Below are 25,506 nucleotides of genomic sequence, written 5' to 3'. Positions count from 1 at the left end.
TTTATAAGTTGTGGAAATCGTTCGCTTTTCGTCTGCGACGATTTTGTGTACAAATTAGGTGGCTAATTTTAATAAACGCGTACTCCTGAATTTCAGCCGCGTTTTCCGGGGGGATAGGTATGTCTACAGCACCACTTTGGCTGGTCCAGAATGTTCGGTTACCAGGTCGGGAAGGGTTATGGCAGGTCGCCATTGAGAACGGTCGTTTTGGTGAAATCACACCAATGGACGATACCCATGTTGAAAGCTACGAGATACTCAATGCCCGCGGAGGTCTCGCGATCCCGCCGTTTATTGAGCCGCATATTCACCTGGATACCACCCAGACGGCAGGTGAGCCGAACTGGAACCAGTCCGGCACGTTGTTTGAAGGTATCGAGCGCTGGGCGGAGCGCAAAGCGCTGCTCAGCCACGAAGATGTGAAGGCGCGGGCCTGGAAAACGCTGAAATGGCAAATCGCCAACGGTATTCAGTTTGTCCGTACCCATGTGGATGTATCCGATCCGACGCTCACGGCGCTAAAAGCGATGCTGGAGGTCAAACAGGAGGTCGCTCCGTGGATAACGCTGCAAATCGTGGCCTTCCCGCAGGAGGGGATCCTGTCTTACCCGAACGGTGCGGCACTGCTGGAAGAGGCCCTAAAGCTGGGTGCCGATGTGGTGGGCGCGATCCCGCACTTCGAATTCACCCGCGAATACGGCGTGCAGTCGCTGCATATCGCCTTCGAGCTGGCGAAGAAATATGACCGTCTGCTGGATATCCACTGCGATGAAATCGACGACGAGCAGTCACGGTTTGTCGAGACGGTCGCAACCCTGGCGTACGAGGCCGGTATTGGCGCGCGCGTGACCGCCAGCCACACCACGGCTATGCACTCCTATAACGGCGCATACACCTCGCGGCTGTTCCGCCTGCTGAAGATGTCGGGGATTAACTTCGTCGCCAACCCGCTGGTGAATATCCATCTTCAGGGGCGCTTTGACGATTACCCGAAACGCCGGGGGATCACGCGGGTGAAGGAGCTTCAGGAGGCGGGTATCAACGTCTGCTTTGGCCATGATGATGTCTTTGACCCGTGGTACCCGCTCGGCACCGGCAATATGTTGCAGGTTCTGCATATGGGGCTGCATGTGTGTCAGATGATGGGGTATCCGCAGATTGACAGCGGGCTGAACCTGATTACGCACAACAGCGCCCGAACCTTTGGTCTGAGCGATTACGGTATTGCGACGGGGAACCCGGCAAACCTGATCATTCTGCCAGCGGAAAGCGGATTTGAAGCGGTGCGCTGCCAGGTGCCGGTACGCTGGTCGATTCGTCAGGGAAGGATTATTGCCACCACGCAGCTGGCGCAGACGTGGATCCAGATGGACAACGGTGGGGAAGAGGTAAGCTTTGCCAGAAACAGCCCCTCTGCTTAGCGCAAAGGGGCAAGGCGATTAGTGAGACACCGCTGCCGCGTTGTGCTGGCGGTGGCGGGTCACGAAGCCCAGGATGAAGCACATGATGAACACTACGGCATACAGAGCGTTAGCCGTTTGCAGTGCAGCCAGTGGGCCGCTGTGAGCCACAATCGGGCCTGTTACCACGAAGGTCAGCATGGTGCCGATAGTGCCGCAGGTCAGAACGAAGTTCACCAGTTTCGGGGACGCCACTTTAGTTTGCAGTGAGCCCAGGGTGATGATTGAGGTGTAAATCGCGCTGGAGAAGAAGCCCAGGGTCAGAATGAACCACGGTAAATGGTCCGGTGAACCGTTGATGAACAGATACATCAGGACTGTCGCCATTCCTGCCAGTACGGTCAGAATGCGTTGCAGGTCGAAGAAGCGCAGGATGAAGCTAAACGCCCACATGCCGAACATGTAAGACATCCAGAAATCGCTCACCAGTTTACCTGCGTCGTTCAGGCTCATGCCCAGACCTTTGGCGTATTCCGGCACCCAGGAGATAAAGCCCAGCTGGCCCAGGATGTAGCACAGTGCGGCGATGGAGAGGAACAGCACACCAATGCCCCATTTCTCTTTCACGACAGGCTCTGCCGCGGTCTGTGCTTTTTTACCCAGCGCCGGGAATTCACAGCCGAAGGTCAGAATAAAGATGGCCACGTACACCAGGCCAATGCAGGCATAAACCCAGTACCACTCAATGCTGCGTGCCAGCAGAACGGCGGCCACCATCGGGAAGATCATTCCGGCCATGCTGAAGAAGGAGTCGGTAAACAGCAGGCGTGCGCCGCGCTGACGCCCTTCATACATATGGGTAATCAGGAACGTACCAATAGACATCGTAATACCGCTCACCAGGCCCAGTACGAACATGGCGGCGGAGAACAGGGCGATGCTGTGGCTCAGCATCAGGCCCGCCACGGCGGCGACCATCAGCACAAAACCAAAACGCAGCTGCGTTTTCAGCGGGACGATTTCCATCAGCCAGGCATTCAGGAAGATAGAGATCAAAATACCTGCGTTCAGGAAGGTGAAGGTGTTACTCATACTGGAAACGGGCAGCTGGAAGTAGTCTGCGATGTTCCCCATCACCATCCCGGTGACGATCACCAACGCGCCAGTCAGGGCGTAGGAGAAGAAGCTGATCCATGTGAGCTTGATGCGATTGCTGTTAGTCATGTCTGGCCTGTTCAGAAAAAGAAAAGCGCCCAGGGGGCGCTGAGAGCGGGCAGATTTTAGTCGCTAAAGTGATCTATTCCTATCTTTTAAGGGTAATGATTGCTTCATTGCAGTTTTTAGTGTGATCTAAATCACACTAATGGGCGGTATAACCAATCGTTTGCGCGGTAACAACTGTTTCAATTTCGTAAAATTAGGTAAAAGGCTGGTCTCCGTTCATACTGCTCTTTAGAATCAAGCCATTCGCTTTTTATACTGCGCTTTGTTAAGGAATTCTCATGCTCAAATCAACACTGGCGGCTGTCGCAGCTGTGTTTGCTCTTTCTGCCGTCTCCCCTGCTGCGCTGGCAGCAAAAGGAGACCCTCACGTCCTGCTGACCACCTCCGCCGGGAACATTGAGCTGGAACTGAATAGCCAGAAAGCCCCTGTTTCTGTGAAAAACTTCCTCGATTACGTGAACAGTGGCTTTTATAACAACACCACGTTCCACCGCGTGATCCCGGGCTTTATGGTGCAGGGCGGTGGTTTTACAGAGCAGATGCAGCAAAAGCAACCTAACCCGCCAATCAAAAACGAAGCGGACAACGGCCTGCTCAACACCCGTGGCACCATCTCTATGGCCCGTACTGCGGATAAAGACAGCGCAACCAGCCAGTTCTTCCTCAACGTTGCGGATAACGCCTTCCTCGACCACGGTCAGCGTGACTTCGGGTACGCGGTATTTGGTAAAATTGTGAAAGGGATGGACGTGGCGGACAAAATTTCTCAGGTGCCAACCCACGACGTAGGCCCATATCAGAATGTGCCGTCCAAACCGGTTGTGATCCTTTCTGCAAAAGTTCTGCCGTAATCTTTCCTGCGCGGGCATTCTTTGCCCGCGTTTCTGACCCTCCCTGCGAAAGCGCGTTTTGCTGCTTATACTTGTGGCAAACGGACATATTCAGGGAGGCGTTAAGTGAAAAAACTCACCGACAAGCAAAAATCCCGTCTCTGGGAGCAGCAGCGTAACGTCAATTTTAAGGCCAGTTGTCTCCTTGAAAAGGGTCATGGCCCTTCAGTTCCCCAGATTGAGATGCTGGAACTTGGGCCTTCAGCACCTGGGTTGCCCCATCTGTGCCTTATTCACCGCCATCTGTATCGCAGAGAGATGAAACGGGCAGGCGAATACCGTACGGACGATATTTTCAAAGGTGACATTCCTTTTTGCCATTTCGAATACATCGAGAAGATGGGTAATGAATTGATGGCGGCACTGGAAAACGACCGGTACCTGGTGGGTCTTCAGAAAGAGGAATTTATCGAGCGGATTAGCCATTACTATTGTGAAATCAATATGCTGCATCCTTTTATGAGCGGCAATGGTATTGCCCAACGCATTTTCTTTGACCAGTTGGCCATCCATGCGGGCTACGCGCTGGACTGGCGCGATATCGATCCTGAGCAGTGGGTCGTAGCCAACCAGAGTGGTGCGATGGGCGATTTAAGCGCGTTGACTGCCATCTTTAGTAAAGTGGTGAGCGAAGCGCGCGAAACTGAGTAGAATAGGGCGCCTTTTTGTTGTGGAGCCGCCATGATCCTGCTGATAGATAACTACGATTCCTTTACCTGGAACCTGTACCAGTATTTCTGCGAACTGGGTGCGGAGGTGGTGGTCCGCCGCAATGACGACATCACCCTTGCTGATATTGAAACGCTTGCCCCGCAGAAAATCGTTATCTCACCGGGGCCCTGTACCCCGTCAGAATCAGGCATCTCTCTGGACGTGATAAAACAGTATGCCGGTAAGCTGCCGATTCTGGGCGTTTGCCTGGGGCATCAGGCGATTGGTCAGGTGTTTGGGGCGACCATCGTGCGTGCGGCAAAAGTGATGCACGGCAAAACGTCACCCGTTACCCACAACGGTACAGGCGTATTCAGCGGATTAAATAACCCGTTAACCGTAACGCGCTATCACTCTCTGGTGATTGATCCGCCCACGCTGCCAGCGTGCTTTGACGTCACCGCCTGGAGCGACACCCGCGAAATTATGGGTATTCGCCATAAGGAATGGGATCTCGAAGGCGTGCAGTTCCACCCTGAGAGCATCCTGAGCGAGCAGGGACATCAGCTGCTGGCGAATTTCCTCAATCGCTGAATTTTTATTGCCTTGTTGTGATTTTTTATGCATATTTTGTGATTATATTTTCACAATCAATGTGACATAAAATGGATGGGCATGACATGGCAACTGAACAATCAGCAATTACCCGCGCGACATTCGATGAAGTGATCCTGCCGATTTATGCACCGGCTGAATTTATCCCGGTTAAAGGGAAGGGCAGCCGCGTATGGGATCAGCAGGGTAAAGAGTATGTTGATTTCGCGGGGGGGATTGCGGTGACGGCGCTCGGTCATTGTCATCCTGCGCTGGTGGAGGCGTTAAAAACCCAGGGCGAAACCCTGTGGCACACCAGTAACGTCTTTACCAACGAACCTGCGCTGCGCCTGGGGCGCAAGATCATCGACGCGACCTTTGCTGAGCGTGTGCTGTTCATGAACTCCGGTACTGAAGCCAACGAAACGGCCTTCAAGCTGGCACGCTACTATGCTTCAACCCGTCATAGCCCGTACAAAACCAAAATCATTGCCTTCCATAACGCCTTCCACGGGCGTTCGTTGTTTACCGTCTCCGTTGGCGGGCAGCCGAAGTATTCCGATGGCTTTGGCCCGAAACCGGCCGATATTATCCATGTACCGTTTAACGACCTTCACGCGGTAAAAGCGGTGATGGATGACCACACCTGCGCGGTAGTGGTCGAGCCGATTCAGGGTGAAGGCGGCGTAACGGCGGCAACGCCTGAATTCCTCAAAGGCCTGCGCGAACTGTGCGATGCGCACCAGGCGCTGCTGGTGTTTGATGAAGTCCAGAGCGGCATGGGGCGTACCGGCGATCTCTTTGCCTATATGCACTACGGCGTGACCCCAGATATCCTGACCAGCGCCAAAGCGCTCGGCGGCGGTTTCCCGGTCAGTGCGGTACTAACCACGCAGGATATCGCTTCCGCGTTCCACGTGGGTTCTCACGGGTCGACCTACGGCGGCAACCCGCTGGCCTGCGCCATTGCCGGTGCGGCATTCGATATCATCAACACACCAGAAGTGCTGAACGGCGTTAATGCGAAGCGCGAGCGGTTCGTGAAACACCTTCAGCAGATTGATGAGCAGTACGATGTGTTCAGCGAGATCCGCGGAATGGGGCTGTTAGTGGGTGCTGAGCTGAAGCCGCAGTACAAAGGTCGTGCGCGTGATTTCCTGCACGCCGCAGCTGATGAAGGGGTGATGGTGCTAAATGCCGGGCCGGACGTGATGCGTTTCGCGCCGTCGCTGGTGATTGAAGACAAAGACATCGAAGACGGGTTAAACCGCTTTGCGGCGGCGGTCGAGAAGATCGTCCGGGGATAACCTGATTGCCCGGCGGCGCTGCGCTTGCATGGGCCTACAATCCAGCCGGACGTGATTCAATACGGCGTGCGCTTTAATATCCGCGTTAGCCAAATTCCGTGATGCGGACGCTGACGCCATGCCACCGACGAAATGGTGTGCATGGTGCTCAGATGCCCGAGGATGCGCTGCAAATGCTGCTCCAGGGTGCTCATTGGGCCATGCGTCAGTGTTTCCGGTGCTTCAAGAATGTTCGAATCTCCCGCCTCTCCCGGCGCGTCGTACTCCAGACGCTGCTGACATCGCTGCAGGGCAATCTCACAGGACTGCAAATAGCGCTGCGCCAGATCGGGTGTCAGCATGGTGTGCTCGCGCGCCAGCGTGGTCATGGCGTTAATGTGCTCGACGATAAACTGGCTGTGCGTTACCCACAGTTTCATGTCTGCCAGATAGTGGGAATTAAAGCCCGGCTCCTGCATCGCCTGGTTGAGTGAGTTAAACAGGGCGTTATGCGCCTGGTTGACTTTCATGCGTTGATACGCCAGTGGCGAAGGCTGCGGGTCGTCGCTCAGGATCAGGCGTATCGCTTGTTGATCTGCTTCCAGCGCATCGTGGGCGTTCTGGCGCAACAGCCCGCTTTGCCACTGCGGCCAAAGCCAGACCAGGCCGCCAAAGGCAATCAGGCAGCCAATCAGCGTGTCGACCAGGCGGGCGATAATAAACTGTTCGCCATTGAGCGTGAGCAGTTGCAGGGTATATACCGCAGTGACCGTAAAGCCCACCATCGCCCAGCCATAGTTCTTGCGAATAATCAGATAACTCACCATGGTGATCGCCAGCATCCCCAGCAGCGTATAGCCTTCTGGTACGTGGAAGTGCAGCGTCACGCCGGCAATGATTAGCCCCGCGATTGTACCGCCTGCCCGGTGCAGAATGCGCACCCGCGTGGCACCATAGCCGTTCTGCGTAACAAACAGTACGGTCATTAAGATCCAGTACGGTTTCGGCAGGTGCAGCGCGACGCCCATCAGGCTGGCGGCGCTGAGCATCACGCTGATACGCGCGGCATTACGCAGCGCGGCAGATTTCAGAGACAGATAGCTTTTCAGGGCTGGCAGCAGCGGCAGACGCTTTTGTTTATCGGCCATCAGGTCACGCGGGTAAAGCGGCCGCTGAGTCCGCAGGACGCGGGAAATACGGCTGAAGTGCCACGCCGCAAACTGGCCCACCGGGTTATCCGCGTGCTGATGGGCAATTTTCTCCAGCGCCCCGAGCTGCTTGTCCATGTTAAAACGCGTGGGATAGCGGTGATACAGGATATCGTCAGCCAGGATGCGCAGGCGCGCTGCCACGGTTTGGGCATTCCAGCGGATCACCGCCTCGGCGTGGCTGCGCTCGACCAGCTTTTGCACCTCCTGCGGATGATGCAGGCTCACAGAGATATGTTCCTGCAAATCCAGACCCACCTGGAAGATACGCAGCAGCCGCTTATAGTCATGATTTTTATTGGCGGCGAGCATGTGCAGCTGCTGGTAACACTGGCTAATCAGATCCACGACTTTTTGCTGGCGCGCCAGCAGCGGCGGCAGCGATTTTTCCGGGTCCGTGTGCTGAGTGAGCAGGGTGTACTTGGCTTCGCAGTAGTCGGCAAGCTGCACGTAGAGCAGGCTGAGCGATTCACGCAGCGGTTGTTCGCGCCACAGGCGGAACCAGATCCAGTTAAACACGCCGTACCACAGGGTTCCCAGCGCGTAGATCAATAGCGGCTCCCATACCGGCATATTCCCCGCGAGGCTCAGCGTGAAGATGGCGGCAATCAACGATGCGGGCAGCAACCGGGCATGTAGCGCGCTGATTTCAGCGGTTACGCCCAGCGTCATGGCCAGCACGGTCAGGATCAGGGGGAGCGGAATATCACGGGCAAGCAGCAGTTGCACGGCGAGGCTACAGCCTGCAAACAGACAGCCGCCAATAATCAGGCGTTTGAAAAAGCGTTTATGCGGAGTGTCCAGACCCGCAATGTTGCAGCAGGCGGGAACCAGGGAAAACAACAGACCTTGTTGCAGATGGCCCAGCAGCAAACCCACGGCCACAGGAAGGCACAACACCAGCGTTTGTCGCAGTGCGTAGTTAACTTCCGGGTGATAAATTAGCCTGCGCCACATGGGGAGTAGAGACAAAAACGGCGTGACACCTTGCGATGGCACGCCGTTTGACCGGAATTAACGTGTTCCGTAAACCACGATGGTTTTACCGTGGGCGGAGATCAGGTTCTGGTCTTCGAGCATTTTCAGAATACGGCCTACTGTTTCACGGGAGCAACCCACGATCTGACCAATTTCCTGACGGGTAATTTTAATTTGCATTCCGTCCGGGTGGGTCATTGCGTCTGGTTGTTTCGCCAGGTTCAGCAGGGTCTGAGCGATACGGCCCGTTACGTCCAGGAAGGCGAGGTTACCCACTTTCTCAGACGTGACTTGCAGGCGGCGAGCCATCTGCGAAGAAAGACGCATCAGGATGTCAGGGTTAACCTGAATCAGCTGACGGAATTTCTTGTAAGAGATTTCGGCCACTTCACACGCGGTTTTTGCACGAACCCAGGCGCTACGTTCCTGGCCTTCTTCAAACAGGCCCAGTTCACCGATGAAATCGCCCTGGTTCAGATAAGAAAGGATCATTTCTTTCCCTTCCTCATCTTTGATCAGCACTGCCACCGAGCCTTTGACGATGTAATACAACGTTTCCGCTTTTTCACCCTGGTGAATCAGCGTGCTCTTCGATGGGTACTTATGAATGTGGCAATGAGACAAGAACCATTCGAGAGTCGGGTCTGTTTGCGGTTTGCCAAGCACCATGCGCTGTTATCCTCTGTTATAAGCTGTCACCAGAGTCATAAGATGCATCCAGACTCTGGGGTTGCAATCGAATTCTTACCCATACCCTGGGAAGTCGGCTGTCGTAATATTCGCAGCCAGTAAAGTTTGATGTCCTCTGCATACATGTGTAACGTCAATGTATTACTGTAGCATCCAGAGTGTTTTAGCATAGCTTTTGTCGCGTGTCTCCTGGTGTCTCGCTTCAGCATGATGCAGGTCGCCTTCCGTTGCGAGAAATGTAACGTACGCGTAATCTGTCACCAAAAATGCAACGTTGGAGTTAATGAATATGCAAGCGCGTGTGAAATGGGTTGAAGGTTTAACGTTCCTGGGCGAATCCGCTTCCGGACACCAGATTTTGATGGATGGGAACTCCGGCGATAAAGCACCAAGCCCAATGGAGATGGTGCTGATGGCGGCAGGTGGTTGCAGCGCGATTGACGTGGTGTCGATTTTGCAAAAAGGTCGTCATGACGTGACGGATTGCGAAGTTAAACTCACTTCTGAACGTCGTGAAGAAGCACCACGCCTGTTTACGCACATCAATTTGCATTTTATTGTGACCGGCAAAGAGCTGAAAGACGCTGCGGTATCACGCGCGGTGGATCTTTCTGCGGAGAAATACTGCTCTGTGGCATTAATGCTGGAGAAAGCGGTAAAAATAACGCATTCGTATGAAGTGATCGAGGCGTAATGTTGTGGCGGGTGGCGCTGCGCTAACCCGCCCAACAAAAGCACGCACGTAGGCCCGGTAAGCGTAGCGCCACCGGGCAAAACGAGCTTATGCGATCTGCTTCCCTTCCATCAGCCGCTGCACCAGCGGTGTCATAATCAATTCCATCGCCAGCCCCATTTTCCCGCCCGGCACCACCAACGTATTCATGTGAGAAATGAACGAGCCTTGCAGCATAGCCAGCAGCCAGGGGTAGTCAATGCCTTCGAGATTACGGAAATGGATCACCACAAAGCTCTCATCCAGTGACGGGATACTTTTGGCCGCAAACGGGTTGGAGGTATCTACCGTCGGCACGCGCTGGAAGTTGATGTGGGTGCGTGAGAACTGCGGCGTCAGGAAGTTAATGTAATCTTCCATCGAACGAACAACCGAATCCATCACCGCTTCGCGTGAATGACCGCGCTCGCTGATATCGCGCGTCAGCTTCTGGATCCACTCCAGGTTCACAATCGGCACAACGCCGACCAGCAGGTCCACGTGGCGTGCCACGTCATGCTGCGTGGTCACCACACCGCCGTGCAATCCTTCATAAAACAGCACGTCGGTAGGTTCAGGAAGCGGCTGCCAGGGAGTAAAAGTGCCTGGCACCTGGTTCCAGGGAACGGCTTCGTCATAGGTGTGCAGATACTTGCGCGACTGGCCTTTGCCGCTCAGTCCGTATTCTTTGAAGGTTTGCTCCAGCAGACCGAAATCGTTGGCATCTGGCCCAAAATAGCTGATGTGTTTGCCGAGATCGCGAGCTTTGCGGATCGCCATATCCATTTCAGGGCGGGTGTAGCGGTGAAAGCTATCGCCTTCTACCTCTGCGGACCGTAAATTCAGTTGCGCGAAAATCTTGCGAAAGGCGAGGCTGGTGGTGGTGGTACCCGCACCACTTGAGCCTGTAACGGCAATAACCGGATGTCTGGCAGACATAGCAACTCCCTGACTGGAATAGTGTTAAAGGTCAGTCGTGAAAGGCATTGCGGGGCATGATATTGACCGTTTCGTGCAGCTCAGACCATACCAGCACCACCTCGCCACTTTTGAGCTGGCGCTTTACATCGTTGACCTTTTGTTCAAGCGAACGTTCTTGTTCACCATAATCTGTGCCTTCGCGTAATACAAAGCTTTCAATAAGATTATCGAGCGTTTCGGGCGCCAGATCTTGCCAGGGGATAATCATTTTTTACCGTCCAGAAAAGCGGTTAACCAGGCTGGAATACGTGTTTCCAGCCACATCCGCGGGCGTCTCAGCGTGCCGCCGACAAAGCCAACGTGGCCGCCATGTTCGGTCAGCTGATACTGCACGTTGGAGGGCAGAAATTCCTGCGCGGGGATGGAGTGATGATCCATGAACGGATCATCTTTCGCATGGATGATAAGCGTCGGTTTGGTGATTTTGCTCAACAGCGGCATGGCGCTGCACTGGCGATAGTAATCTATCGCATCGGCAAAACCGTGAATTTTGGCAGTGATCAAGTCGTCGAACTCGCGAATACGGCGCACCTTCTTCAGCTGACGCAGGCTCACCGGCAGGGTGTCCGGGTAGGCTTTAAGCTTACGCGCGGCATTGGCTTTCAGCAGGTTGAGCAGATAACGCTGATACACCCGGGAAAAACCTTTTTCCATATGGTAGCTGCACTGCTCCAGCATAAACGGGGCAGAGACAATCACCGCAGCATCCAGAGGAACCGTGTCGCCCTCTTTTGCCAGCAGGCAGGCCAGCATGTTTCCGCCCAGCGAATAGCCCACGGCCGCCGTGGGCACCGTACCAAAATTGTCGCTCAGCCAGTGTAAAAACCAGGTGCCGTCTTCGGTTTCGCCTGAATGGTAGATGCGCTTCTGGCGATTTGGCTCGCCGCTGCACCCACGAAAATGCATCACCACGCCGAGCCAGCCATGCTCTTTCGCCGCCTGGATCAGACCATGTGCATATGGGCTGTACAGGCTGCCTTCCAGACCGTGAAACACCACCAGACGGGGTTTATGTTTAGCCTGCTCCGGCTCTTCGCTCCAGGCGAGATCCAAAAAGTCCCCGTCCGGCAAGTCCAGACGTTGCCAGTGTGGGGTGAACTGCACCTTGCGGCGGATAAGGCGCGGCAACATGGTCTGCAAATGGCGGTTGGCTACGCCACGCATGGGCACAAATTCTGCGCTCTCTTCGGCTGCAATGTCGAAGTCTGATGGGATGATTTGGGTCATAACGGCGATGCTGATTCTTGTCAGTTATTTACTATACCTTCCGAATTGTACCCCGTTTAGCCTGTTTTTCCGAAACATGAACTGATCCCGATCACAAATCTTTACGCTGATTATTACTCTCAGGCTAATGATTAGTCTCTACGCTTAATTGATGCGTTTCTCACCAGAGTGCACACTTTATTCAGCGTTAAGCAAATCAAAATGATGTGCTGAATCAGGAGGTTAATAATGTTATCTGGGCAAACACCCACCCGGCAATGGAACACCCGACGCAGTGAAAAAGCGCGTCGTCTGGCGTCCGTACCGGTGCAGGGCAAGGTACTGCCAACCGGCGATCTTGTCGCCATGCTGGAAAAACTGATCGCCCCTGGCGACAAAGTCGTCCTGGAAGGCAACAACCAGAAGCAGGCGGATTTCCTTTCCCGTTCACTTGCTGAAGTGAACCCGCAAATCGTCCACGACCTGCATATGATCATGCCAAGCGTCGGCCGTAGCGAACATCTGGATATCTTCGAGAAAGGTATCGCCCGCAAGCTGGACTTCTCCTTCTCCGGGACGCAAAGCCTGCGTATCTCGCAGCTGCTTGAAGACGGGCAACTCGAAATTGGGGCCATCCATACTTACATCGAGCTTTATTCCCGCCTGTACGTAGACCTCTCGCCCAACGTGGCGCTGATTGCCGGTTTCAAAGCCGACCGCAAAGGTAACCTCTATACAGGTGCCAGCACCGAAGATACGCCAGCCCTGGTAGAAGCCGCAGCCTTCCATGATGGCATCGTCATCGCACAGGTGAACGAGCTGGTGGATGACGAGTGCGACCTGCCGCGCGTTGATATTCCGGGTTCCTGGATTGATTACGTGGTGGTGGCGGACAAGCCATTCTTTATCGAACCGCTGTTTACCCGCGACCCGCGTCTCATCAAACAGGAACACATCCTGATGGCGATGATGGCGATTAAAGGCATCTACGCGGAACACCAGGTACAGTCCCTGAACCACGGGATTGGCTTTAACACCGCTGCAATCGAACTGCTGCTGCCCACCTACGGTGAACAGCTCGGTCTGAAGGGCAAAATCTGTAAACACTGGACGCTGAACCCGCATCCGACGCTTATCCCGGCGATTGAAAGCGGCTGGGTAGAGAGCGTGCACTGCTTCGGCGGTGAACTGGGGATGGAAGAGTACATTCGCGCGCGTCCGGACGTCTTCTTCACCGGTGCCGACGGCTCCATGCGTTCCAACCGTGCCTTCTGCCAGCTGGCAGGCCAGTACGCGGTGGATATGTTCATCGGCTCTACGCTGCAGGTTGACGGCTACGCCAACTCCTCAACCGTGACCCGCGGTCGTCTTTCCGGCTTCGGCGGCGCGCCAAACATGGGTCATGACCCGCACGGTCGTCGCCACGCCACTCCAGCCTGGCTGAACATGATCACCGAGCCTGATCCAATGCAGCGCGGTAAAAAACTGGTCGTGCAGATGGTCGAAACCTTCCAGGCGGGCGTGAAGCCAACCTTCGTGGAAAAACTCGATGCCGTCGAGGTGGCGAAAGCCTCCGGGATGCCACTGGCACCGGTGATGATCTACGGCGATGACGTGACCCACGTGCTGACGGAAGAGGGGATTGCATACCTCTATCGCGCGAAAGACCTCGAAGAACGTCGCGCCATGGTGGCCGCTGTTGCCGGTATCACCGACATTGGTCTGGGTGTTGACGCTAAACGCGTGGCGGAACTGCGCCAGAGCGGCAAAGTGGTTTACCCGGAAGATATGGGTATCCGCCGCACCGACGCCACACGCTCTCTTCTGGCGGCGGGTAGCGTGTCTGACCTGGTTGAATGGTCCGGCGGTCTTTACAACCCACCTGCGAAATTCCGGAGCTGGTAATGAAACTTCTGCCCCAGATTCAGGTTGATGGCGGTGCCGAATGGCTGGCGCGAACCGCCACGCAGTGTCTGATTGACGAAGCACGTTTAAGCCCGAAACCCGGTCTGGTGGACAGTCGGGGGAACGGCGCACACCACGATTTATCGCTTGCGCTGATGGAGCGATCTGCACACAGCCTGACCTCCACGTTTCAGGCGCTGGCTCAGCAAAGCTGGCAGCGTCCGGCCGATATTGCGCTGCGGCAAACCGTCGGGCGGCTTGGTCGCGAAGGCGAGCAACAGATGATGGCCGCAACCGGTGGCGTTAACACCCATCGTGGCGCGATTTGGGCGCTGGGACTGCTGGTGAGCGCGGTAGCGATGCTGGGCGGTGGTGCAAAGGCCAACGTCGTCGCTAACACAGCGGCACTGCTGGCAAAACTGCCGGACGACGCGGCGCCGAAAGTGTTCAGTAAAGGTCTGCGCGCTACCCACCGCTACCGTGTGCCAGGCGCGCGCGAAGAAGCGCAGCAGGCGTTTCCGCATGTTATGCAGCGTGCGCTGCCACAGCTTCGTCTCAGCCGTCTCAACGGCAGCAGTGAAACACACGCACGGCTCGACGCACTGATGGCCATCATGACGTCGCTCACCGATACCTGCGTGTTGTCGCGCGCCGGAATGGAAGGGCTGGACGCTATGCAGGACGGTGCCCGTGCGGTGCTGAATGCCGGTGGGTGCGCAACGTTATCAGGCCGACAGGCGCTGGCGAGCTTAGACCGTCAGATGCTGGCACTGAATGCCTCTCCGGGTGGAGCGGCCGACCTGCTTGCCGCCACGCTGTTTCTCGACCGCGTCGAAACGCCAAATTCAAAGCATTAAGAGGATGTTATGGAAAAAATCACATTGACCGTGCCAGCCAGCCGCGCGTTACGCGGCAGGGCGCTGGCAGGGGTTGTCGGTTCCGGGGATATGGAGGTGCTTTTCACCGCCGAGCCGGGCCAGACGTTAACCATTGATATCACCACTTCCGTCGACAACAGCCGTGGTCGCTGGGAAGCCTTGTTCAGCCGTCTGCAAACCGTCAGCAGCCTGCCTGCCGGGAAACTGACCATCCACGATTTCGGCGCGACGCCGGGCGTGGCGCGCATTCGTATCGAACAGGTTTTTGAAGGGGTGAGCCATGCGTGATGACAACAGCTTTATCGAATTAAAAGCACGTCAGCGTGCGCAGGCACTGCTGGACGACGGCAGCTATCGCGAGCTGCTGGATCCGTTTGAAGGGATTATCTCGCCGTGGCTGGGGCCACAGGGCATTGTTCCACAGGCCGATGACGGAATGGTGGTGGCGAAGGGCACTATCAACGGCCAGCCTGCGGTAGTGGTTGCCATTGAAGGTGCGTTCCAGGGCGGCAGCATGGGTGAAGTGTCCGGTGCCAAGATGGCGGCCGCGCTGGAGCTGGCGGCGGAAGATAACCGCAACGGCATTCCTACCCAGGCGGTGCTGTGCCTCGAAACCGGCGGCGTGCGTCTGCAGGAAGCCAACCTTGGCCTGGCGGCGATCGCGGATATTCATGCTGCGATTGTTGACCTGCGTCGCTATACCCCGGTCGTCGGGATTGTCGCCGGAACCGTGGGCTGCTTCGGCGGGATGTCCATCGCCGCGGCGCTGTGTAGCTATCTGATTGTGACCCGCGAAGCGCGTCTTGGTCTTAACGGCCCGCAGGTTATCGAGCAGGAAGCGGGGATTGAAGAGTACGACTCCCGCGACCGGCCGTTTATCTGGAGCATGACCGGGGGCGAAGTCCGCTACCAAAGCGGGCTGGTGGATGCGCTGGTCGGCGACGGGATCAACGCGGTGAAAGGCGCGATGAACGACGCGATTGCCAAAGGCGTGCCGGCGAAACATCGCACCGATAACTATGACGATTACCTGAACCGTCTGACACATTTCGACACCCGCAAACAGGCCGATGCCGAACAGATTAACGCGCTTTTTGCCCGGGAGGTGAAATGATGAGTACTTCAGTAAGCCGTGGCGAACTCTGGCTGGAAACCCTCGCTCCGAACGCTAAACATCTGGAAGGGTTATGCCCGTCCGTGCAGGCGGCAGACGGTGAACTTAACGGCGAAGCGGTGCGTTTCGTGGCCGTGGTGCCAGACGCCAACAACCACTTCCCGCGTGCGGCGAAAGGTGAGGTGGGCCTGCTGGAAGGCTGGACCCTGGCAAAAGTGGTCAGCGAAACCATAGCGGCAGATGCTGATAAAGCCGTTAAGCGCCCGATTGTGGCGGTGATTGACGTCCCAAGCCAGGCTTATGGCCGTCGTGAAGAAGCGTTTGGTATTCATCAGGCGCTGGCCGGTGCGGCTGCCGCCTATGCCAATGCGCGTCTGGCCGGTCACCCGGTGATTGGGCTTATCGTCGGTAAAGCGATGTCGGGTGCGTTTCTGGCGCACGGCTACCAGGCCAACCGCCTGATCGCCTTTAACGACAAAGGTGTGCTGATCCACGCGATGGGCAAAGAGTCTGCGGCGCGCATTACGCTGCGTACCGTCGAGGCGCTGGAAAAACTGGCGGCAACTATCCCGCCAATGGCGTACGACATCAGCAACTACGCCACGCTGGGGCTGCTCTCTGACCTGCTGGACATCAGCAACCCGGATGCACCCTCTGATACCGATCTGGCGCAGGTGAAAACCACCCTGCAACAGGCCATCAATGACGCGCGTCAGGACACCACGTTAAAAAATCGTCTGGGTGCTGATAACCGTCGCAGCTCTGCTCTGGTACGCGAACGTATGCGAGCAAGCTGGTAAGTAAATTAAGACCTGCCAGAGAGGCATAACCCCGTGGGCGCGTCCCTTGCGCCCGCGTGGGATCCTGCATCCTGAAAAATAATAAACATCGCACCAGTGCTAAAACTTTTTTTAATACAGGTGATTTATGACTTACGTAATTGTTCATGCTCTTGCACCGATATTCGTCATCATGCTGCTGGGATTCTGGGCCGGTAAGGCAAAGATGGTCGATAACAAAAATGTGTCCCTGCTTAATATCTTCGTCATGGATTTTGCGTTACCTGCCGCGCTGTTCAGCGCCACCGTACAAACGCCGTGGACCGGCATTGTGGCGCAGTCTCCGCTGATCCTGGTCCTGACCCTGGCGATGTGGATAACCTATGCGGCCATTTACTTCCTGGCGACCAGCGTCTTTAAAAAATCGCCGCAGGATGCCGCGGTACTGACGCTCACCGTTGCCCTGCCGAACTACGCGGCGCTCGGTCTGCCGATTCTGGGCAGCGTGCTGGGTGAAGGATCTTCCACGTCACTTTCCGTTGCGGTCTCTATTGCCTGCGGTTCGGTGCTGATGACGCCGTTCTGCCTGCTGATCCTGGAGCGCGAGAAAGCGCGTGCTGAAGGGAATAACTCCGGCTCCACGCTCTCCATGCTGCCGGTGCTGATGTGGCGCTCGATTAAAAAGCCGATCGTGATGGGCCCGCTGCTGGGCGTGATTCTCTCCGCCATCGGCATCAAAATGCCGGAACTGGTGCTTGCGGCGATTAAACCGCTGGGGCTGTCCGCCACCGCTGCTGCGCTGTTCCTGACCGGGGTGATCCTCTCGGCGCGTAAGCTGCAGATCAATACCATGGTCATTACTTCCACCATTGCCAAGCTGCTGATTCAGCCTGCCATTGCCTGGGGTATTGTCTTGATCTTCGGTCTGCACGGCTCCGTGGCAATCACTGCGATCCTGATGATTGCGCTGTCTGCGGGTTTCTTCGGCGTGGTGTTCGGTAACCGCTTTGGCGTGCAGTCGCCGGATGCTGAAGCCGTGCTGCTGTTAAGCTCCGTACTGTGTATCCTGTCGCTGCCACTGTTTATCTCGCTGACTTCAGGAATGTAATCATGACCACAACATTACGCCCACACGACCTCATCTGGCTTACCGCGCGTGACGCGCTGGAAGGTATCACCGATACCTGGGTAGATGCGGCCTGGCATATCGGCCTGCCGGTAGTGGTGCGGCGTGATGTTGATAACAACGGCCGTATTCCCGTTGGCGTGCGCGGCCTGCGCCGCGACCAGCGTGCGGCCGGGTGGGTGAAGCCCGAAAACGTCCTTCGCGTCGTGACGCCTGAGGCGTTGAGCGCGACGGCCGATCTGCTGCGCTCGCCGTTTGTGACTCAGCCACCGGTTCAGGTGGCGTTACAGCTTTCTCAGCAGGCGTGGCCGTGGACGTGGGGCATTACCGGCAGCACCGGCTATGCGCTGGCGACCGGCATTCCGGTGATACATGCCGACAGCGATCTTGATCTGCTGATCCGCGCCCCTGAGCCGATTTCCCCTGATGCGTTTACCACATGGCAGTCGCAGCTCAGCCGCGCATTGTGCAGGGCGGATACGCAGGTTGATACCCCGGAAGGGGGCTTTGCGCTGGCAGAGTGGCTGCGTGACGGGAAAACACTGCTGAAAACCTGCCGTGGACCGCGCCTGGCAGCGGATCCGTGGCACAGGGAGGAGTGATGAAAATATTGTTTACCTTTCCGGGACAGGGTACGCAGCATGAAGGAATGCTGCAAAATCTGCCGGGAACGGAGCTTGCACAGGCACGCGAGGTGGTGGGCAGCGAAGTCGATACGCTCGACAGTGCAGTCTCGCTAACTCATACCCGCGCGGTTCAGCTGTGTCTGCTGATTTCAGGCGTGGCCTGGGCGCGCGAGCTGGAGCGTCGCGGCGTGACGCCGGATATCGTCAGCGGGCTGTCCATCGGCGCTTATCCGGCGGCGGTTATCGCGGGCGCGCTGGATTTTTCGGACGCGCTGAGGCTGGTGGCGCTGCGCGGTGACCTGATGGAGCAGGCGTACCCGCACGGCTACGGCCTGACGGCCATCATGGGCTTAACCCTGCCGCAGGTGGAGCAGCTTATCGAGGGTACCGGAACGTATATTGCTAACCTGAATGCCGAAACGCAGATCGTCATCGCCGGAACCGATGAGGGGATGGCGCAGGTGGCAGAACGCGCGCTGGCAAAAGGGGCGAGCAAGGCCAGGCGGCTGGCGGTTAGCGTGCCGTCACACTGCGCGCTGCTGGCGGAACCGGCGAAAAAGCTGGCGTCGGCGTTTGAGCCCGTTACGCTGGCTCGTCCACGCTGCGCCTACCTGAGCGGCAGTACAAGCCGCGTGCTCTGGCAGCCGGAAAAGATTGCCGACGACCTGGCGATGAACATGGCAAGAACCGTGCGCTGGCAGGAGGCGATGATTTCCGCTAACGAACGCGAAGCGCGGCTGGCGATTGAAATGCCGCCCGGCGGCATATTGACCTGCCTGACGCGACAGGCCGCGTGGGAAGGGGAGACCATTTCACTGGAGCGCAGCGGGGTGGACGTGGCGGTGCATCTGGCGGGCCGGCTTCAGCGATGAGTTTTTTGCCCGGTGGCGCTACGCTTACCGGACCTACAATCCAGGAGTAGGCCCGGTAAGGCGCAGCCGCCACCGGGCACTAACATCAGGCACCTTCCTGTAAGCTGCGCGCATACATCCGCCCTTCGGCGGCTAATGCCCGCAGGCTTGGGTCCTGCTCGCGGTTACGGGCAAAGACAATCGCGATCAACTGCTGCATCTGGTACGGCTCCGCCAGCTTCAACAGCTGCACGGAATTCTCGTAGACCTTCTTCATCCTGCCCGGCATCAGCGTAAATCCAACGCCTGCCTGCACCAGACTCAGCATCGAGAAAATGTCATTAACGCGCGTGACGATTTCCGGCTCGAACCCGGCGATATGAAACGCTTCCTGAAACCCTGCATACGTGGCGAACCCTTCCGCCAGGGCGACAAATTTCTGGTCTTTATAATCACGCAGATCCGCGGGGCCGTAGGTATTCAGCGTGGCGGAAGCCGGTGCGGCAAGGAAAATATCGTCGTGGAACAGGGGCAGCACTTCGAGGCTGTTACGGTCGATGTCGCTTTCGGAGATGGAGATAAGAATCGCGTCCAGCGAGCCTTCATCCAGCATGTGCAGCAGGGTGTCGTTGGAGCCCATCGTCAGATCCATCTCCAGATCCGGACGGCGCAGCTTCATGCCCATAATCAGACGCGGTACGGTTTCCAGGGTGAGCGAGTAGAGCGTGCCCACGCGCAGCCGCCCCTGGCCGATACCGGCGATTTTGCGGGACTCCTCCAGCCCGCGCTCCATCACCTGCATCACCTCCTGGCAATACTCCAGCAGCGTCCACGCGGAGGGGAGCGCAATCAGGTTACGCCCCTTGTGTGTAAAGAGCGGGCAGCGCACGTTCTCTTCCAGCGTGTGCAGCGCACGGTGCACGCTGACGCCGCTCAGGCCCAGCGTTTCGGCGGTACGCGCGATATTCCCCTTCTCCATAAACGTCATGAAGATGCTGAGCTTGCGGAATGTAATATCGCTCGTGGTATCGAAACGCATAACCCTCCCGATGGTTTAGTCGACCTGAAGCATGGCTTCCAGCTGTTCCTGTGCGTCCAGCCACGCCATTTCGCACTCTTCGAGGCTGGATTTGGTTTTCGCCTGGGTTTGCAGACAGTCGGTCAGTTCCGCTTTGCGGCTCTGGTCGTACAGCTCGCTGTCGCCCAGCTTCTCTTCAACGGTAGCCAGCGTGGCGTTGAGCTTTTCCATCTCTTTTTCAAGACGGGCAATCTCTTTACGCAGCGGCTGCGTCTGGGTGCGCAGCTCTGCTTCGCGGCGCTTCTGATCTTTACGCGACTGCGCGCTGTTGGCATTGTCCTTCGCTGACTCTTCCGGCTGGTTTTCCTGCTTTTGCACGTCCGTCAGCCACTGCTGATAGTCTTCCAGGTCGCCGTCGAACGGTTCGACTTTGCCGCCGTGTACCAGGTAGAGATCGTCAGTGGTGGAGCGGATCAGGTGACGGTCGTGCGAAACCACAACCAGCGCGCCTTCGAACTCAATCAGCGCTTCGGTCAATGCCTGGCGCATGTCGAGATCCAGGTGGTTGGTCGGTTCATCGAGCAGCAGCAGGTTAGGGCGTTGCCAGACGATCAACGCCAGCACCAGACGGGCTTTCTCGCCCCCGGAGAAACGCTCGGTGTTTTCCGTGACCTTATCGCCCTGGAAGCCAAAGCCGCCAAGGTAGTCGCGCAGCTTCTGTTCCATTTCCTGCGGGGCCAGACGTGCCAGGTGTTGAATTGGCGACTCATCGGCGCGTAAAAATTCCAGCTGATGCTGAGCGAAGTAGCCAAGCTTGATGCCCTTCGCCAGACCGATATCACCGCTTACCGGGTTCAGTTCACCCGCCAGCAGCTTAATCAGAGTCGATTTACCCGCACCATTACGCCCTAACAGGCCGATACGTGAACCCGGCACCAGGTTGAGCTTAATGGAGTCCAGAATAATGCGCTCACCATAGCCCGCGCTGACTTTCTCCATTTTCAGCAATGGATTCGGCAGGCTTTCGGGTTCGCGGAAGCTAAAGTGGAACGGGTTATCCACATGCGCCGGGGCAATCATCTCCATGCGCTCCAGCATTTTGATACGGCTTTGCGCCTGCTTGGCCTTCGAGGCTTTGGCTTTAAAGCGATCGACGAAGCTTTGCAGGTGCGCCACGCGCTGTTGCTGGCTTTCGTACATTGATTGCTGCTGGGCAAGACGGGTGGCACGCTGGCGCTCGAAGGAGCTGTAGTTGCCGGTGTACTCGAACATGGTTTGCTGTTCGATATGAATGATTTTATCTACCACCGGGTCGAGGAAATCGCGGTCGTGGGAGATCAAAATCAGCGTACCCTGATAGCTTTTCAGCCATTTTTCCAGCCAGATAACCGCATCGAGATCGAGGTGGTTCGTCGGTTCATCGAGGAGCAGCAGGTCAGAGCGGCAGATCAGCGCCTGCGCCAGGTTAAGACGCATACGCCAGCCGCCGGAGAAATCGCTCACCGGGCGTTCGAGCTGTTCGTTGCTGAAACCCAGACCGTGCAGCAGGCTGGAGGCGCGGGAGCGAATCGTCCAGGCGTCAATGGCATCCAGCTTGCCGTGAACGGTGGCAATGGCGTGGCCGTCGTTGCGTTCGTTGGCATCGTGAAGCTCGCGCTCCAGCTTGCGGTATTCACGATCGCCGTCAATAACATAGTCGAGTGCGGGCTCGCTCAGCGCGGGGGTTTCCTGATTTACCCACGCAAGCTGCCAGTTACCCGGGAAGGTAAAATTCCCGCCATCGGCGCTTATCTCGTTTTTCAGCAGCGACAGCAGGGTGGATTTGCCACAGCCGTTTTTGCCGACCAGACCGACTTTTTGACCTGGATTGATGGTGGCCGTTGCGTTGTCCAGCAGGACACGCACGCCGCGACGAATTTGTAACGAGGAGAAAACAATCATAGAAGCGCCGTATGTTCCGACTATGTTAATTTGTCATTATGATAATGTAAGGTGTGGGCCATATTCCCCACCGGGCCGCCATGGTAGCCCAAAACGACAACAATACACAAAAACAGAACCGGGAGGGGAGTGATGTCTCAGACAGCAAAAGTGCTGCTGCTGTATGCCCATCCGGAATCTCAGGACTCGGTGGCGAACCGGGTTCTGCTTAAGCCGGCTTCACAGCTCAGTAACGTGACGGTGCACGATCTCTACGCGCACTATCCTGATTTCTTTATCGATATTCCATACGAGCAGGAACTCCTGCGTCAGCATGACGTGATTGTGTTCCAGCATCCGCTTTATACCTACAGTTGTCCGGCGCTGCTCAAAGAGTGGCTGGATCGCGTTCTGAGCCGGGGGTTCTCCAGCGGGGTAGGGGGCAACCAACTGGCGGGAAAGTACTGGCGTAGTGTCATCACCACGGGCGAGCCAGAGAGCGCTTACCGCTACGATGGTCTGAATCGTTATCCCATGAGCGATATTTTGCGACCGTTCGAACTCACGGCTGCCATGTGCCGTATGCACTGGATGAGCCCGATCATTGTTTACTGGGCGCGCCGTCAGGAGCCACAGGAGCTGGCGAATCATGCCAAAGCCTATGGTGAATGGCTGGCCTCGCCGATCCCGGCAGGAGGTCGCTGATGGAAGGATCGAATTTACTGCTGGCTGGCGTGCTCTTCTTATTTGCCGCCGTGGTTGCCGTGCCGCTGGCATCGCGGATTGGCATTGGCGCGGTGCTGGGGTATTTGCTGGCGGGGATTGCCATCGGCCCGTGGGGGCTTGGGTTTATCAGCGATGTTGATGAAATCCTGCACTTCTCTGAGCTGGGGGTGGTGTTCCTGATGTTCATCATCGGCCTTGAGCTGAACCCGTCTAAGCTGTGGCAATTGCGTCGCTCTATTTTTGGTGTCGGGACGGCACAGGTACTGTTCAGTGCTGCCATTCTGGGCGGGTTGTTAATGCTGACCCATTTCTCCTGGCAAGCGGCAGTGATTGGCGGTATTGGCCTGGCGATGTCTTCCACGGCAATGGCGTTACAGCTGATGCGCGACAAGGGCATGAACCGCAGCGAAGCGGGTCAACTGGGTTTTTCGGTGCTGCTGTTTCAGGATTTGGCGGTGATCCCGGCCCTGGCGCTGGTGCCGCTGCTGGCAGGCTCTGGCGACGATCACTTTGACTGGGCGAAAGTCTCGATGAAGGTGCTGGCCTTCGCGGGGATGCTGATTGGCGGACGCTTCTTACTGCGCCCGGTGTTCCGCTTTATTGCCGCATCTGGTGTACGCGAAGTGTTTACGGCGGCAACGTTGCTGCTGGTGCTCGGGTCAGCGTTATTTATGGATGCGCTGGGGCTTTCTATGGCGCTCGGGACGTTTATCGCCGGGGTGCTGCTTGCTGAAAGCGAATACCGTCACGAGCTGGAAATTGCCATCGATCCGTTTAAAGGGCTGCTGTTAGGGCTGTTCTTTATTTCGGTTGGGATGGCGCTCAATCTGGGCGTGCTTTATACCCATCTGCTGTGGGTGGTGGTCTGCGTTGCCGTGCTGGTGGCGGTTAAAACGCTGGTGCTGTACGCGCTGGCGCGGATATACGGGCTGCGCAGCTCTGAGCGAATGCAGTTTGCCAGTGTGTTAAGTCAGGGGGGAGAGTTCGCATTTGTGCTCTTTTCCATGGCATCGTCGCAGAAACTGTTCAAAGATGACCAGATGGCGTTGCTGCTGGTGACAGTGACGTTGTCGATGATGACCACGCCGCTGCTGATGAAGCTGGTGGATAAGTTCCTGTCCCGCCGCTTTAACCTGACAGAAGATGAAGACGAAACCCCGTGGGTGGAAGATGATAAACCGCAGGTGATCGTTGTGGGATTTGGCCGTTTTGGTCAGGTTATCGGGCGTCTGCTTATGGCGAACAAAATGCGTATCACGGTGCTGGAGCGTGATATCAGCGCGGTGAACCTGATGCGAAAATATGGCTATAAGGTTTACTACGGTGATGCCACTCAGCTTGAGCTGTTACGCTCTGCCGGGGCAGAAGCCGCTGAATCCATCGTCATTACCTGTAACGAGCCGGAAGACACCATGAAGCTGGTGGAGTTGTGCCAGCAGCACTTCCCGCATTTACATATCCTGGCGCGTGCGCGTGGGCGTGTTGAGGCGCATGAACTGTTGCAGGCGGGGGTAAAACACTTCTCGCGTGAGACATTCTCATCCGCGCTAGAGCTTGGGCGTAAAGCGCTTGTTTCATTGGGTATGCATCCTCATCAGGCCCAGCGCGCCCAGATGCATTTCCGCAGGCTGGACATGCGCATGTTGCGCGAGCTTATGCCTGTTCATACCGATACGGTGCAGATTTCCCGTGTGCGGGAAGCGCGACGCGAGCTGGAAGAGATCTTCCAGAGAGAGATGCAGCAAGAACGACGCCAGCTGGATGGCTGGGATGAATTTGAATAAAAGGTAAATAACATGGCGGTACGTAAACGCTTTATCGCAGGTGCAAAGTGTCCGACCTGCCAGGCGCAAGATACGCTGGCAATGTGGCGCGAGAATAATATTGATGTTGTTGAGTGTGTTAAGTGCGGTCATCAGATGCGTGAGGCTGACAAAGAAGCGCGCGAGCATGTTCGCAAAGAAGAGCAAGTCATCGGCATTTTTCATCCGGACTAGCGATATGCCCTGAGTTTTTTTAAGCTAAAGGGTACACGGGTGCAGATTTCGGCTACAATCTGCGCCAGCAATTTTCCCACGCTCAGGAGATATCATGAAAGTAGCAAAAGACCTGGTGGTCAGCCTGGCCTATCAGGTACGTACAGAAGACGGTGTGTTGGTTGATGAGTCTCCGGTGAGTGCGCCGCTGGACTACCTGCATGGTCACGGTTCCCTGATTTCCGGCCTGGAAAACGCGCTGGAAGGTCATGAAGTTGGCGACAAATTTGACGTTGCTGTAGGCGCAAACGACGCTTACGGTCAGTACGACGACAACCTGGTTCAGCGCGTTCCTAAAGACGTGTTCATGGGCGTTGACGAACTTCAGGTTGGTATGCGTTTCCTGGCTGAAACCGACCAGGGCCCAGTTCCTGTAGAAATCACTGAAGTTGAAGACGACCACGTTGTGGTTGATGGCAACCACATGCTGGCTGGCCAGAACCTGAAATTCAACGTAGAAGTTGTTGCTGTTCGTGAAGCAACTGAAGAAGAACTGGCTCACGGCCATGTTCACGGTGCACATGGTCACGACCATGACCACGATCACGGCCACGACGGTTGCTGCGGTGGTCACGGCCACGATCACGACCATGGTCACGACCACGGTAAAGGTGGTTGCGGTAACGGCGGTTGCGGCTGCCACTAATACCTGTCGTTTGACATGTAGGCCCGGTAAGCTTCGCGCCACCGGGCACAAAAAAAGCGGG

Annotated in this window: 26 protein-coding genes; 18 read left to right on the top strand and 8 right to left on the bottom strand. The window is 56.5% G+C overall.

Annotated elements, in window-relative coordinates; translation table 11 throughout:
- Positions 1-119 precede the first annotated feature (119 nt).
- A complete protein-coding gene (locus N1249_RS20670) occupies positions 120-1,421 on the top strand; it encodes a cytosine deaminase (protein ID WP_259832828.1) in 1,302 nt (433 codons plus the stop codon).
- Positions 1,422-1,439: 18 nt separating this feature from the next.
- Here the strand turns inward: N1249_RS20670 and tsgA are convergent, their stop codons facing one another.
- Positions 1,440-2,624, bottom strand: coding sequence for an MFS transporter TsgA (gene tsgA, locus N1249_RS20665; RefSeq protein ID WP_259832825.1), 1,185 nt, complete (start codon positions 2,622-2,624; stop codon positions 1,440-1,442).
- Positions 2,625-2,902: 278 nt separating this feature from the next.
- On the opposite strand from tsgA, the gene ppiA reads away from it, so the two are divergent.
- The 4 genes from ppiA (at position 2,903) to N1249_RS20645 (ending at position 6,066) form a co-directional block, all read left to right on the top strand.
- Entirely contained in the window at positions 2,903-3,475 is a 573-nt protein-coding gene (gene ppiA, locus N1249_RS20660; protein WP_166718369.1) for a peptidylprolyl isomerase A, read from the top strand.
- Positions 3,476-3,580: 105 nt separating this feature from the next.
- Complete coding sequence (locus N1249_RS20655; RefSeq protein ID WP_259832820.1) at positions 3,581-4,165, top strand: putative adenosine monophosphate-protein transferase Fic; 585 nt, start codon at positions 3,581-3,583, stop codon at positions 4,163-4,165.
- A gap of 30 nt (positions 4,166-4,195) precedes the next feature.
- A complete protein-coding gene (gene pabA / locus N1249_RS20650; protein ID WP_259832817.1) occupies positions 4,196-4,759 on the top strand; it encodes an aminodeoxychorismate synthase component 2 in 564 nt (187 codons plus the stop codon).
- An 86-nt stretch (positions 4,760-4,845) separates the two neighbouring features.
- The gene (locus N1249_RS20645; RefSeq protein ID WP_259832802.1) at positions 4,846-6,066 is read left to right on the top strand and encodes an aspartate aminotransferase family protein; all 1,221 of its coding nucleotides are present in this window, start codon (positions 4,846-4,848) and stop codon (positions 6,064-6,066) included.
- 56 nt (positions 6,067-6,122) lie between these two features.
- On the opposite strand, the gene N1249_RS20640 is transcribed toward N1249_RS20645, so the two are convergent.
- Positions 6,123-8,210, bottom strand: coding sequence for a YccS/YhfK family putative transporter (locus N1249_RS20640; protein ID WP_259838237.1), 2,088 nt, complete (start codon positions 8,208-8,210; stop codon positions 6,123-6,125).
- A 57-nt stretch (positions 8,211-8,267) separates the two neighbouring features.
- A complete protein-coding gene (gene crp, locus N1249_RS20635) occupies positions 8,268-8,900 on the bottom strand; it encodes a cAMP-activated global transcriptional regulator CRP (protein WP_000242758.1) in 633 nt (210 codons plus the stop codon).
- A gap of 310 nt (positions 8,901-9,210) precedes the next feature.
- Between crp and N1249_RS20630 the strand changes: the two genes are divergently transcribed.
- Positions 9,211-9,615 (top strand): OsmC family protein, encoded by a 405-nt coding sequence (locus tag N1249_RS20630; RefSeq protein WP_010436331.1) that lies wholly within the window; start codon positions 9,211-9,213, stop codon positions 9,613-9,615.
- A gap of 87 nt (positions 9,616-9,702) precedes the next feature.
- Here the strand turns inward: N1249_RS20630 and N1249_RS20625 are convergent, their stop codons facing one another.
- Genes N1249_RS20625 through N1249_RS20615 form a run of 3 tightly spaced genes read right to left on the bottom strand, consistent with a single transcriptional unit; the run spans position 9,703 to position 11,841 of the window.
- Positions 9,703-10,572: a phosphoribulokinase gene (locus tag N1249_RS20625; protein WP_014072082.1), complete on the bottom strand. Its 870-nt coding sequence runs from the start codon at positions 10,570-10,572 to the stop codon at positions 9,703-9,705.
- Between the two features lie 31 nt (positions 10,573-10,603).
- Positions 10,604-10,822 (bottom strand): YheU family protein, encoded by a 219-nt coding sequence (locus N1249_RS20620; RefSeq protein WP_014072081.1) that lies wholly within the window; start codon positions 10,820-10,822, stop codon positions 10,604-10,606.
- The gene (locus N1249_RS20615; RefSeq protein ID WP_259832797.1) at positions 10,819-11,841 is read right to left on the bottom strand and encodes a hydrolase; all 1,023 of its coding nucleotides are present in this window, start codon (positions 11,839-11,841) and stop codon (positions 10,819-10,821) included. The genes N1249_RS20620 and N1249_RS20615 overlap by 4 nt, the downstream gene beginning before the upstream one ends.
- Positions 11,842-12,069: 228 nt before the next feature.
- Between N1249_RS20615 and mdcA the strand changes: the two genes are divergently transcribed.
- From mdcA to mdcH, 8 genes are all read left to right on the top strand, one after another.
- Entirely contained in the window at positions 12,070-13,725 is a 1,656-nt protein-coding gene (mdcA, locus tag N1249_RS20610) for a malonate decarboxylase subunit alpha (RefSeq protein WP_182062782.1), read from the top strand.
- Entirely contained in the window at positions 13,725-14,582 is an 858-nt protein-coding gene (locus N1249_RS20605) for a triphosphoribosyl-dephospho-CoA synthase (RefSeq protein ID WP_259832784.1), read from the top strand. The genes mdcA and N1249_RS20605 overlap by 1 nt, the downstream gene beginning before the upstream one ends.
- Positions 14,583-14,591: 9 nt before the next feature.
- Positions 14,592-14,891: a malonate decarboxylase acyl carrier protein gene (gene mdcC / locus N1249_RS20600; protein WP_259832782.1), complete on the top strand. Its 300-nt coding sequence runs from the start codon at positions 14,592-14,594 to the stop codon at positions 14,889-14,891.
- A complete protein-coding gene (locus N1249_RS20595; protein WP_217187950.1) occupies positions 14,884-15,717 on the top strand; it encodes a biotin-independent malonate decarboxylase subunit beta in 834 nt (277 codons plus the stop codon). Before mdcC ends, N1249_RS20595 begins: the two co-directional genes overlap by 8 nt.
- On the top strand, positions 15,717-16,517 hold the full coding sequence (gene mdcE, locus N1249_RS20590) for a biotin-independent malonate decarboxylase subunit gamma (protein WP_259838235.1): 801 nt from the start codon (positions 15,717-15,719) through the stop codon (positions 16,515-16,517). The genes N1249_RS20595 and mdcE overlap by 1 nt, the downstream gene beginning before the upstream one ends.
- Positions 16,518-16,644: 127 nt before the next feature.
- Positions 16,645-17,604 carry an AEC family transporter gene (locus N1249_RS20585; RefSeq protein ID WP_014072075.1) on the top strand — a complete coding sequence of 320 codons (960 nt, stop codon included), beginning with the start codon at positions 16,645-16,647 and terminating at the stop codon, positions 17,602-17,604.
- A 2-nt stretch (positions 17,605-17,606) separates the two neighbouring features.
- Entirely contained in the window at positions 17,607-18,224 is a 618-nt protein-coding gene (locus tag N1249_RS20580) for a malonate decarboxylase holo-ACP synthase (protein WP_259832774.1), read from the top strand.
- Positions 18,224-19,120 (top strand): malonate decarboxylase subunit epsilon, encoded by an 897-nt coding sequence (gene mdcH, locus N1249_RS20575; protein ID WP_259832771.1) that lies wholly within the window; start codon positions 18,224-18,226, stop codon positions 19,118-19,120. The genes N1249_RS20580 and mdcH overlap by 1 nt, the downstream gene beginning before the upstream one ends.
- 85 nt (positions 19,121-19,205) lie before the next feature.
- On the opposite strand, the gene N1249_RS20570 is transcribed toward mdcH, so the two are convergent.
- Complete coding sequence (locus N1249_RS20570; protein ID WP_259832768.1) at positions 19,206-20,138, bottom strand: LysR substrate-binding domain-containing protein; 933 nt, start codon at positions 20,136-20,138, stop codon at positions 19,206-19,208.
- Positions 20,139-20,153: 15 nt separating this feature from the next.
- Positions 20,154-22,058, bottom strand: coding sequence for an ABC transporter ATP-binding protein (locus N1249_RS20565; RefSeq protein WP_259832765.1), 1,905 nt, complete (start codon positions 22,056-22,058; stop codon positions 20,154-20,156).
- A gap of 132 nt (positions 22,059-22,190) precedes the next feature.
- Between N1249_RS20565 and kefG the strand changes: the two genes are divergently transcribed.
- The 4 genes from kefG to slyD all read left to right on the top strand — a co-directional run bounded on the left by kefG (position 22,191) and on the right by slyD (position 25,445).
- Positions 22,191-22,742: a glutathione-regulated potassium-efflux system ancillary protein KefG gene (gene kefG / locus N1249_RS20560; RefSeq protein ID WP_259832763.1), complete on the top strand. Its 552-nt coding sequence runs from the start codon at positions 22,191-22,193 to the stop codon at positions 22,740-22,742.
- Positions 22,742-24,547, top strand: coding sequence for a glutathione-regulated potassium-efflux system protein KefB (gene kefB / locus N1249_RS20555; protein ID WP_259832761.1), 1,806 nt, complete (start codon positions 22,742-22,744; stop codon positions 24,545-24,547). The genes kefG and kefB overlap by 1 nt, the downstream gene beginning before the upstream one ends.
- Before the next feature lie 12 nt (positions 24,548-24,559).
- Complete coding sequence (locus tag N1249_RS20550) at positions 24,560-24,760, top strand: YheV family putative zinc ribbon protein (protein ID WP_008503011.1); 201 nt, start codon at positions 24,560-24,562, stop codon at positions 24,758-24,760.
- A 94-nt stretch (positions 24,761-24,854) separates the two neighbouring features.
- A complete protein-coding gene (slyD, locus tag N1249_RS20545) occupies positions 24,855-25,445 on the top strand; it encodes a peptidylprolyl isomerase (RefSeq protein WP_014072068.1) in 591 nt (196 codons plus the stop codon).
- The last annotated feature ends 61 nt before the right edge of the window (positions 25,446-25,506 follow it).

This window comes from Enterobacter sp. CP102 (genome assembly GCF_025152625.1).
GTDB lineage: Bacteria > Pseudomonadota > Gammaproteobacteria > Enterobacterales > Enterobacteriaceae > Enterobacter > Enterobacter soli.
This window is presented reverse-complemented; position numbering and strand designations above follow the sequence as displayed.

Bases quoted from the DNA above. Each gene is read 5' to 3' on its own strand.
- N1249_RS20605 (WP_259832784.1), top strand. From the start codon at position 13,725: ATGAAACTTCTGCCCCAGATTCAGGTTGATGGCGGTGCCGAATGGCTG.
- tsgA (WP_259832825.1), bottom strand. From the start codon at position 2,624: ATGACTAACAGCAATCGCATCAAGCTCACATGGATCAGCTTCTTCTCC.
- N1249_RS20585 (WP_014072075.1), top strand. From the start codon at position 16,645: ATGACTTACGTAATTGTTCATGCTCTTGCACCGATATTCGTCATCATG.
- pabA (WP_259832817.1), top strand. From the start codon at position 4,196: ATGATCCTGCTGATAGATAACTACGATTCCTTTACCTGGAACCTGTAC.
- mdcH (WP_259832771.1), top strand. From the start codon at position 18,224: ATGAAAATATTGTTTACCTTTCCGGGACAGGGTACGCAGCATGAAGGA.
- N1249_RS20580 (WP_259832774.1), top strand. From the start codon at position 17,607: ATGACCACAACATTACGCCCACACGACCTCATCTGGCTTACCGCGCGT.
- N1249_RS20645 (WP_259832802.1), top strand. From the start codon at position 4,846: ATGGCAACTGAACAATCAGCAATTACCCGCGCGACATTCGATGAAGTG.
- mdcE (WP_259838235.1), top strand. From the start codon at position 15,717: ATGAGTACTTCAGTAAGCCGTGGCGAACTCTGGCTGGAAACCCTCGCT.
- kefB (WP_259832761.1), top strand. From the start codon at position 22,742: ATGGAAGGATCGAATTTACTGCTGGCTGGCGTGCTCTTCTTATTTGCC.
- N1249_RS20550 (WP_008503011.1), top strand. From the start codon at position 24,560: ATGGCGGTACGTAAACGCTTTATCGCAGGTGCAAAGTGTCCGACCTGC.
- slyD (WP_014072068.1), top strand. From the start codon at position 24,855: ATGAAAGTAGCAAAAGACCTGGTGGTCAGCCTGGCCTATCAGGTACGT.
- crp (WP_000242758.1), bottom strand. From the start codon at position 8,900: ATGGTGCTTGGCAAACCGCAAACAGACCCGACTCTCGAATGGTTCTTG.
- kefG (WP_259832763.1), top strand. From the start codon at position 22,191: ATGTCTCAGACAGCAAAAGTGCTGCTGCTGTATGCCCATCCGGAATCT.
- N1249_RS20570 (WP_259832768.1), bottom strand. From the start codon at position 20,138: ATGCGTTTCGATACCACGAGCGATATTACATTCCGCAAGCTCAGCATC.
- N1249_RS20595 (WP_217187950.1), top strand. From the start codon at position 14,884: ATGCGTGATGACAACAGCTTTATCGAATTAAAAGCACGTCAGCGTGCG.
- N1249_RS20670 (WP_259832828.1), top strand. From the start codon at position 120: ATGTCTACAGCACCACTTTGGCTGGTCCAGAATGTTCGGTTACCAGGT.
- N1249_RS20640 (WP_259838237.1), bottom strand. From the start codon at position 8,210: ATGTGGCGCAGGCTAATTTATCACCCGGAAGTTAACTACGCACTGCGA.
- mdcA (WP_182062782.1), top strand. From the start codon at position 12,070: ATGTTATCTGGGCAAACACCCACCCGGCAATGGAACACCCGACGCAGT.
- mdcC (WP_259832782.1), top strand. From the start codon at position 14,592: ATGGAAAAAATCACATTGACCGTGCCAGCCAGCCGCGCGTTACGCGGC.
- N1249_RS20625 (WP_014072082.1), bottom strand. From the start codon at position 10,572: ATGTCTGCCAGACATCCGGTTATTGCCGTTACAGGCTCAAGTGGTGCG.
- ppiA (WP_166718369.1), top strand. From the start codon at position 2,903: ATGCTCAAATCAACACTGGCGGCTGTCGCAGCTGTGTTTGCTCTTTCT.
- N1249_RS20615 (WP_259832797.1), bottom strand. From the start codon at position 11,841: ATGACCCAAATCATCCCATCAGACTTCGACATTGCAGCCGAAGAGAGC.
- N1249_RS20620 (WP_014072081.1), bottom strand. From the start codon at position 10,822: ATGATTATCCCCTGGCAAGATCTGGCGCCCGAAACGCTCGATAATCTT.
- N1249_RS20565 (WP_259832765.1), bottom strand. From the start codon at position 22,058: ATGATTGTTTTCTCCTCGTTACAAATTCGTCGCGGCGTGCGTGTCCTG.
- N1249_RS20630 (WP_010436331.1), top strand. From the start codon at position 9,211: ATGCAAGCGCGTGTGAAATGGGTTGAAGGTTTAACGTTCCTGGGCGAA.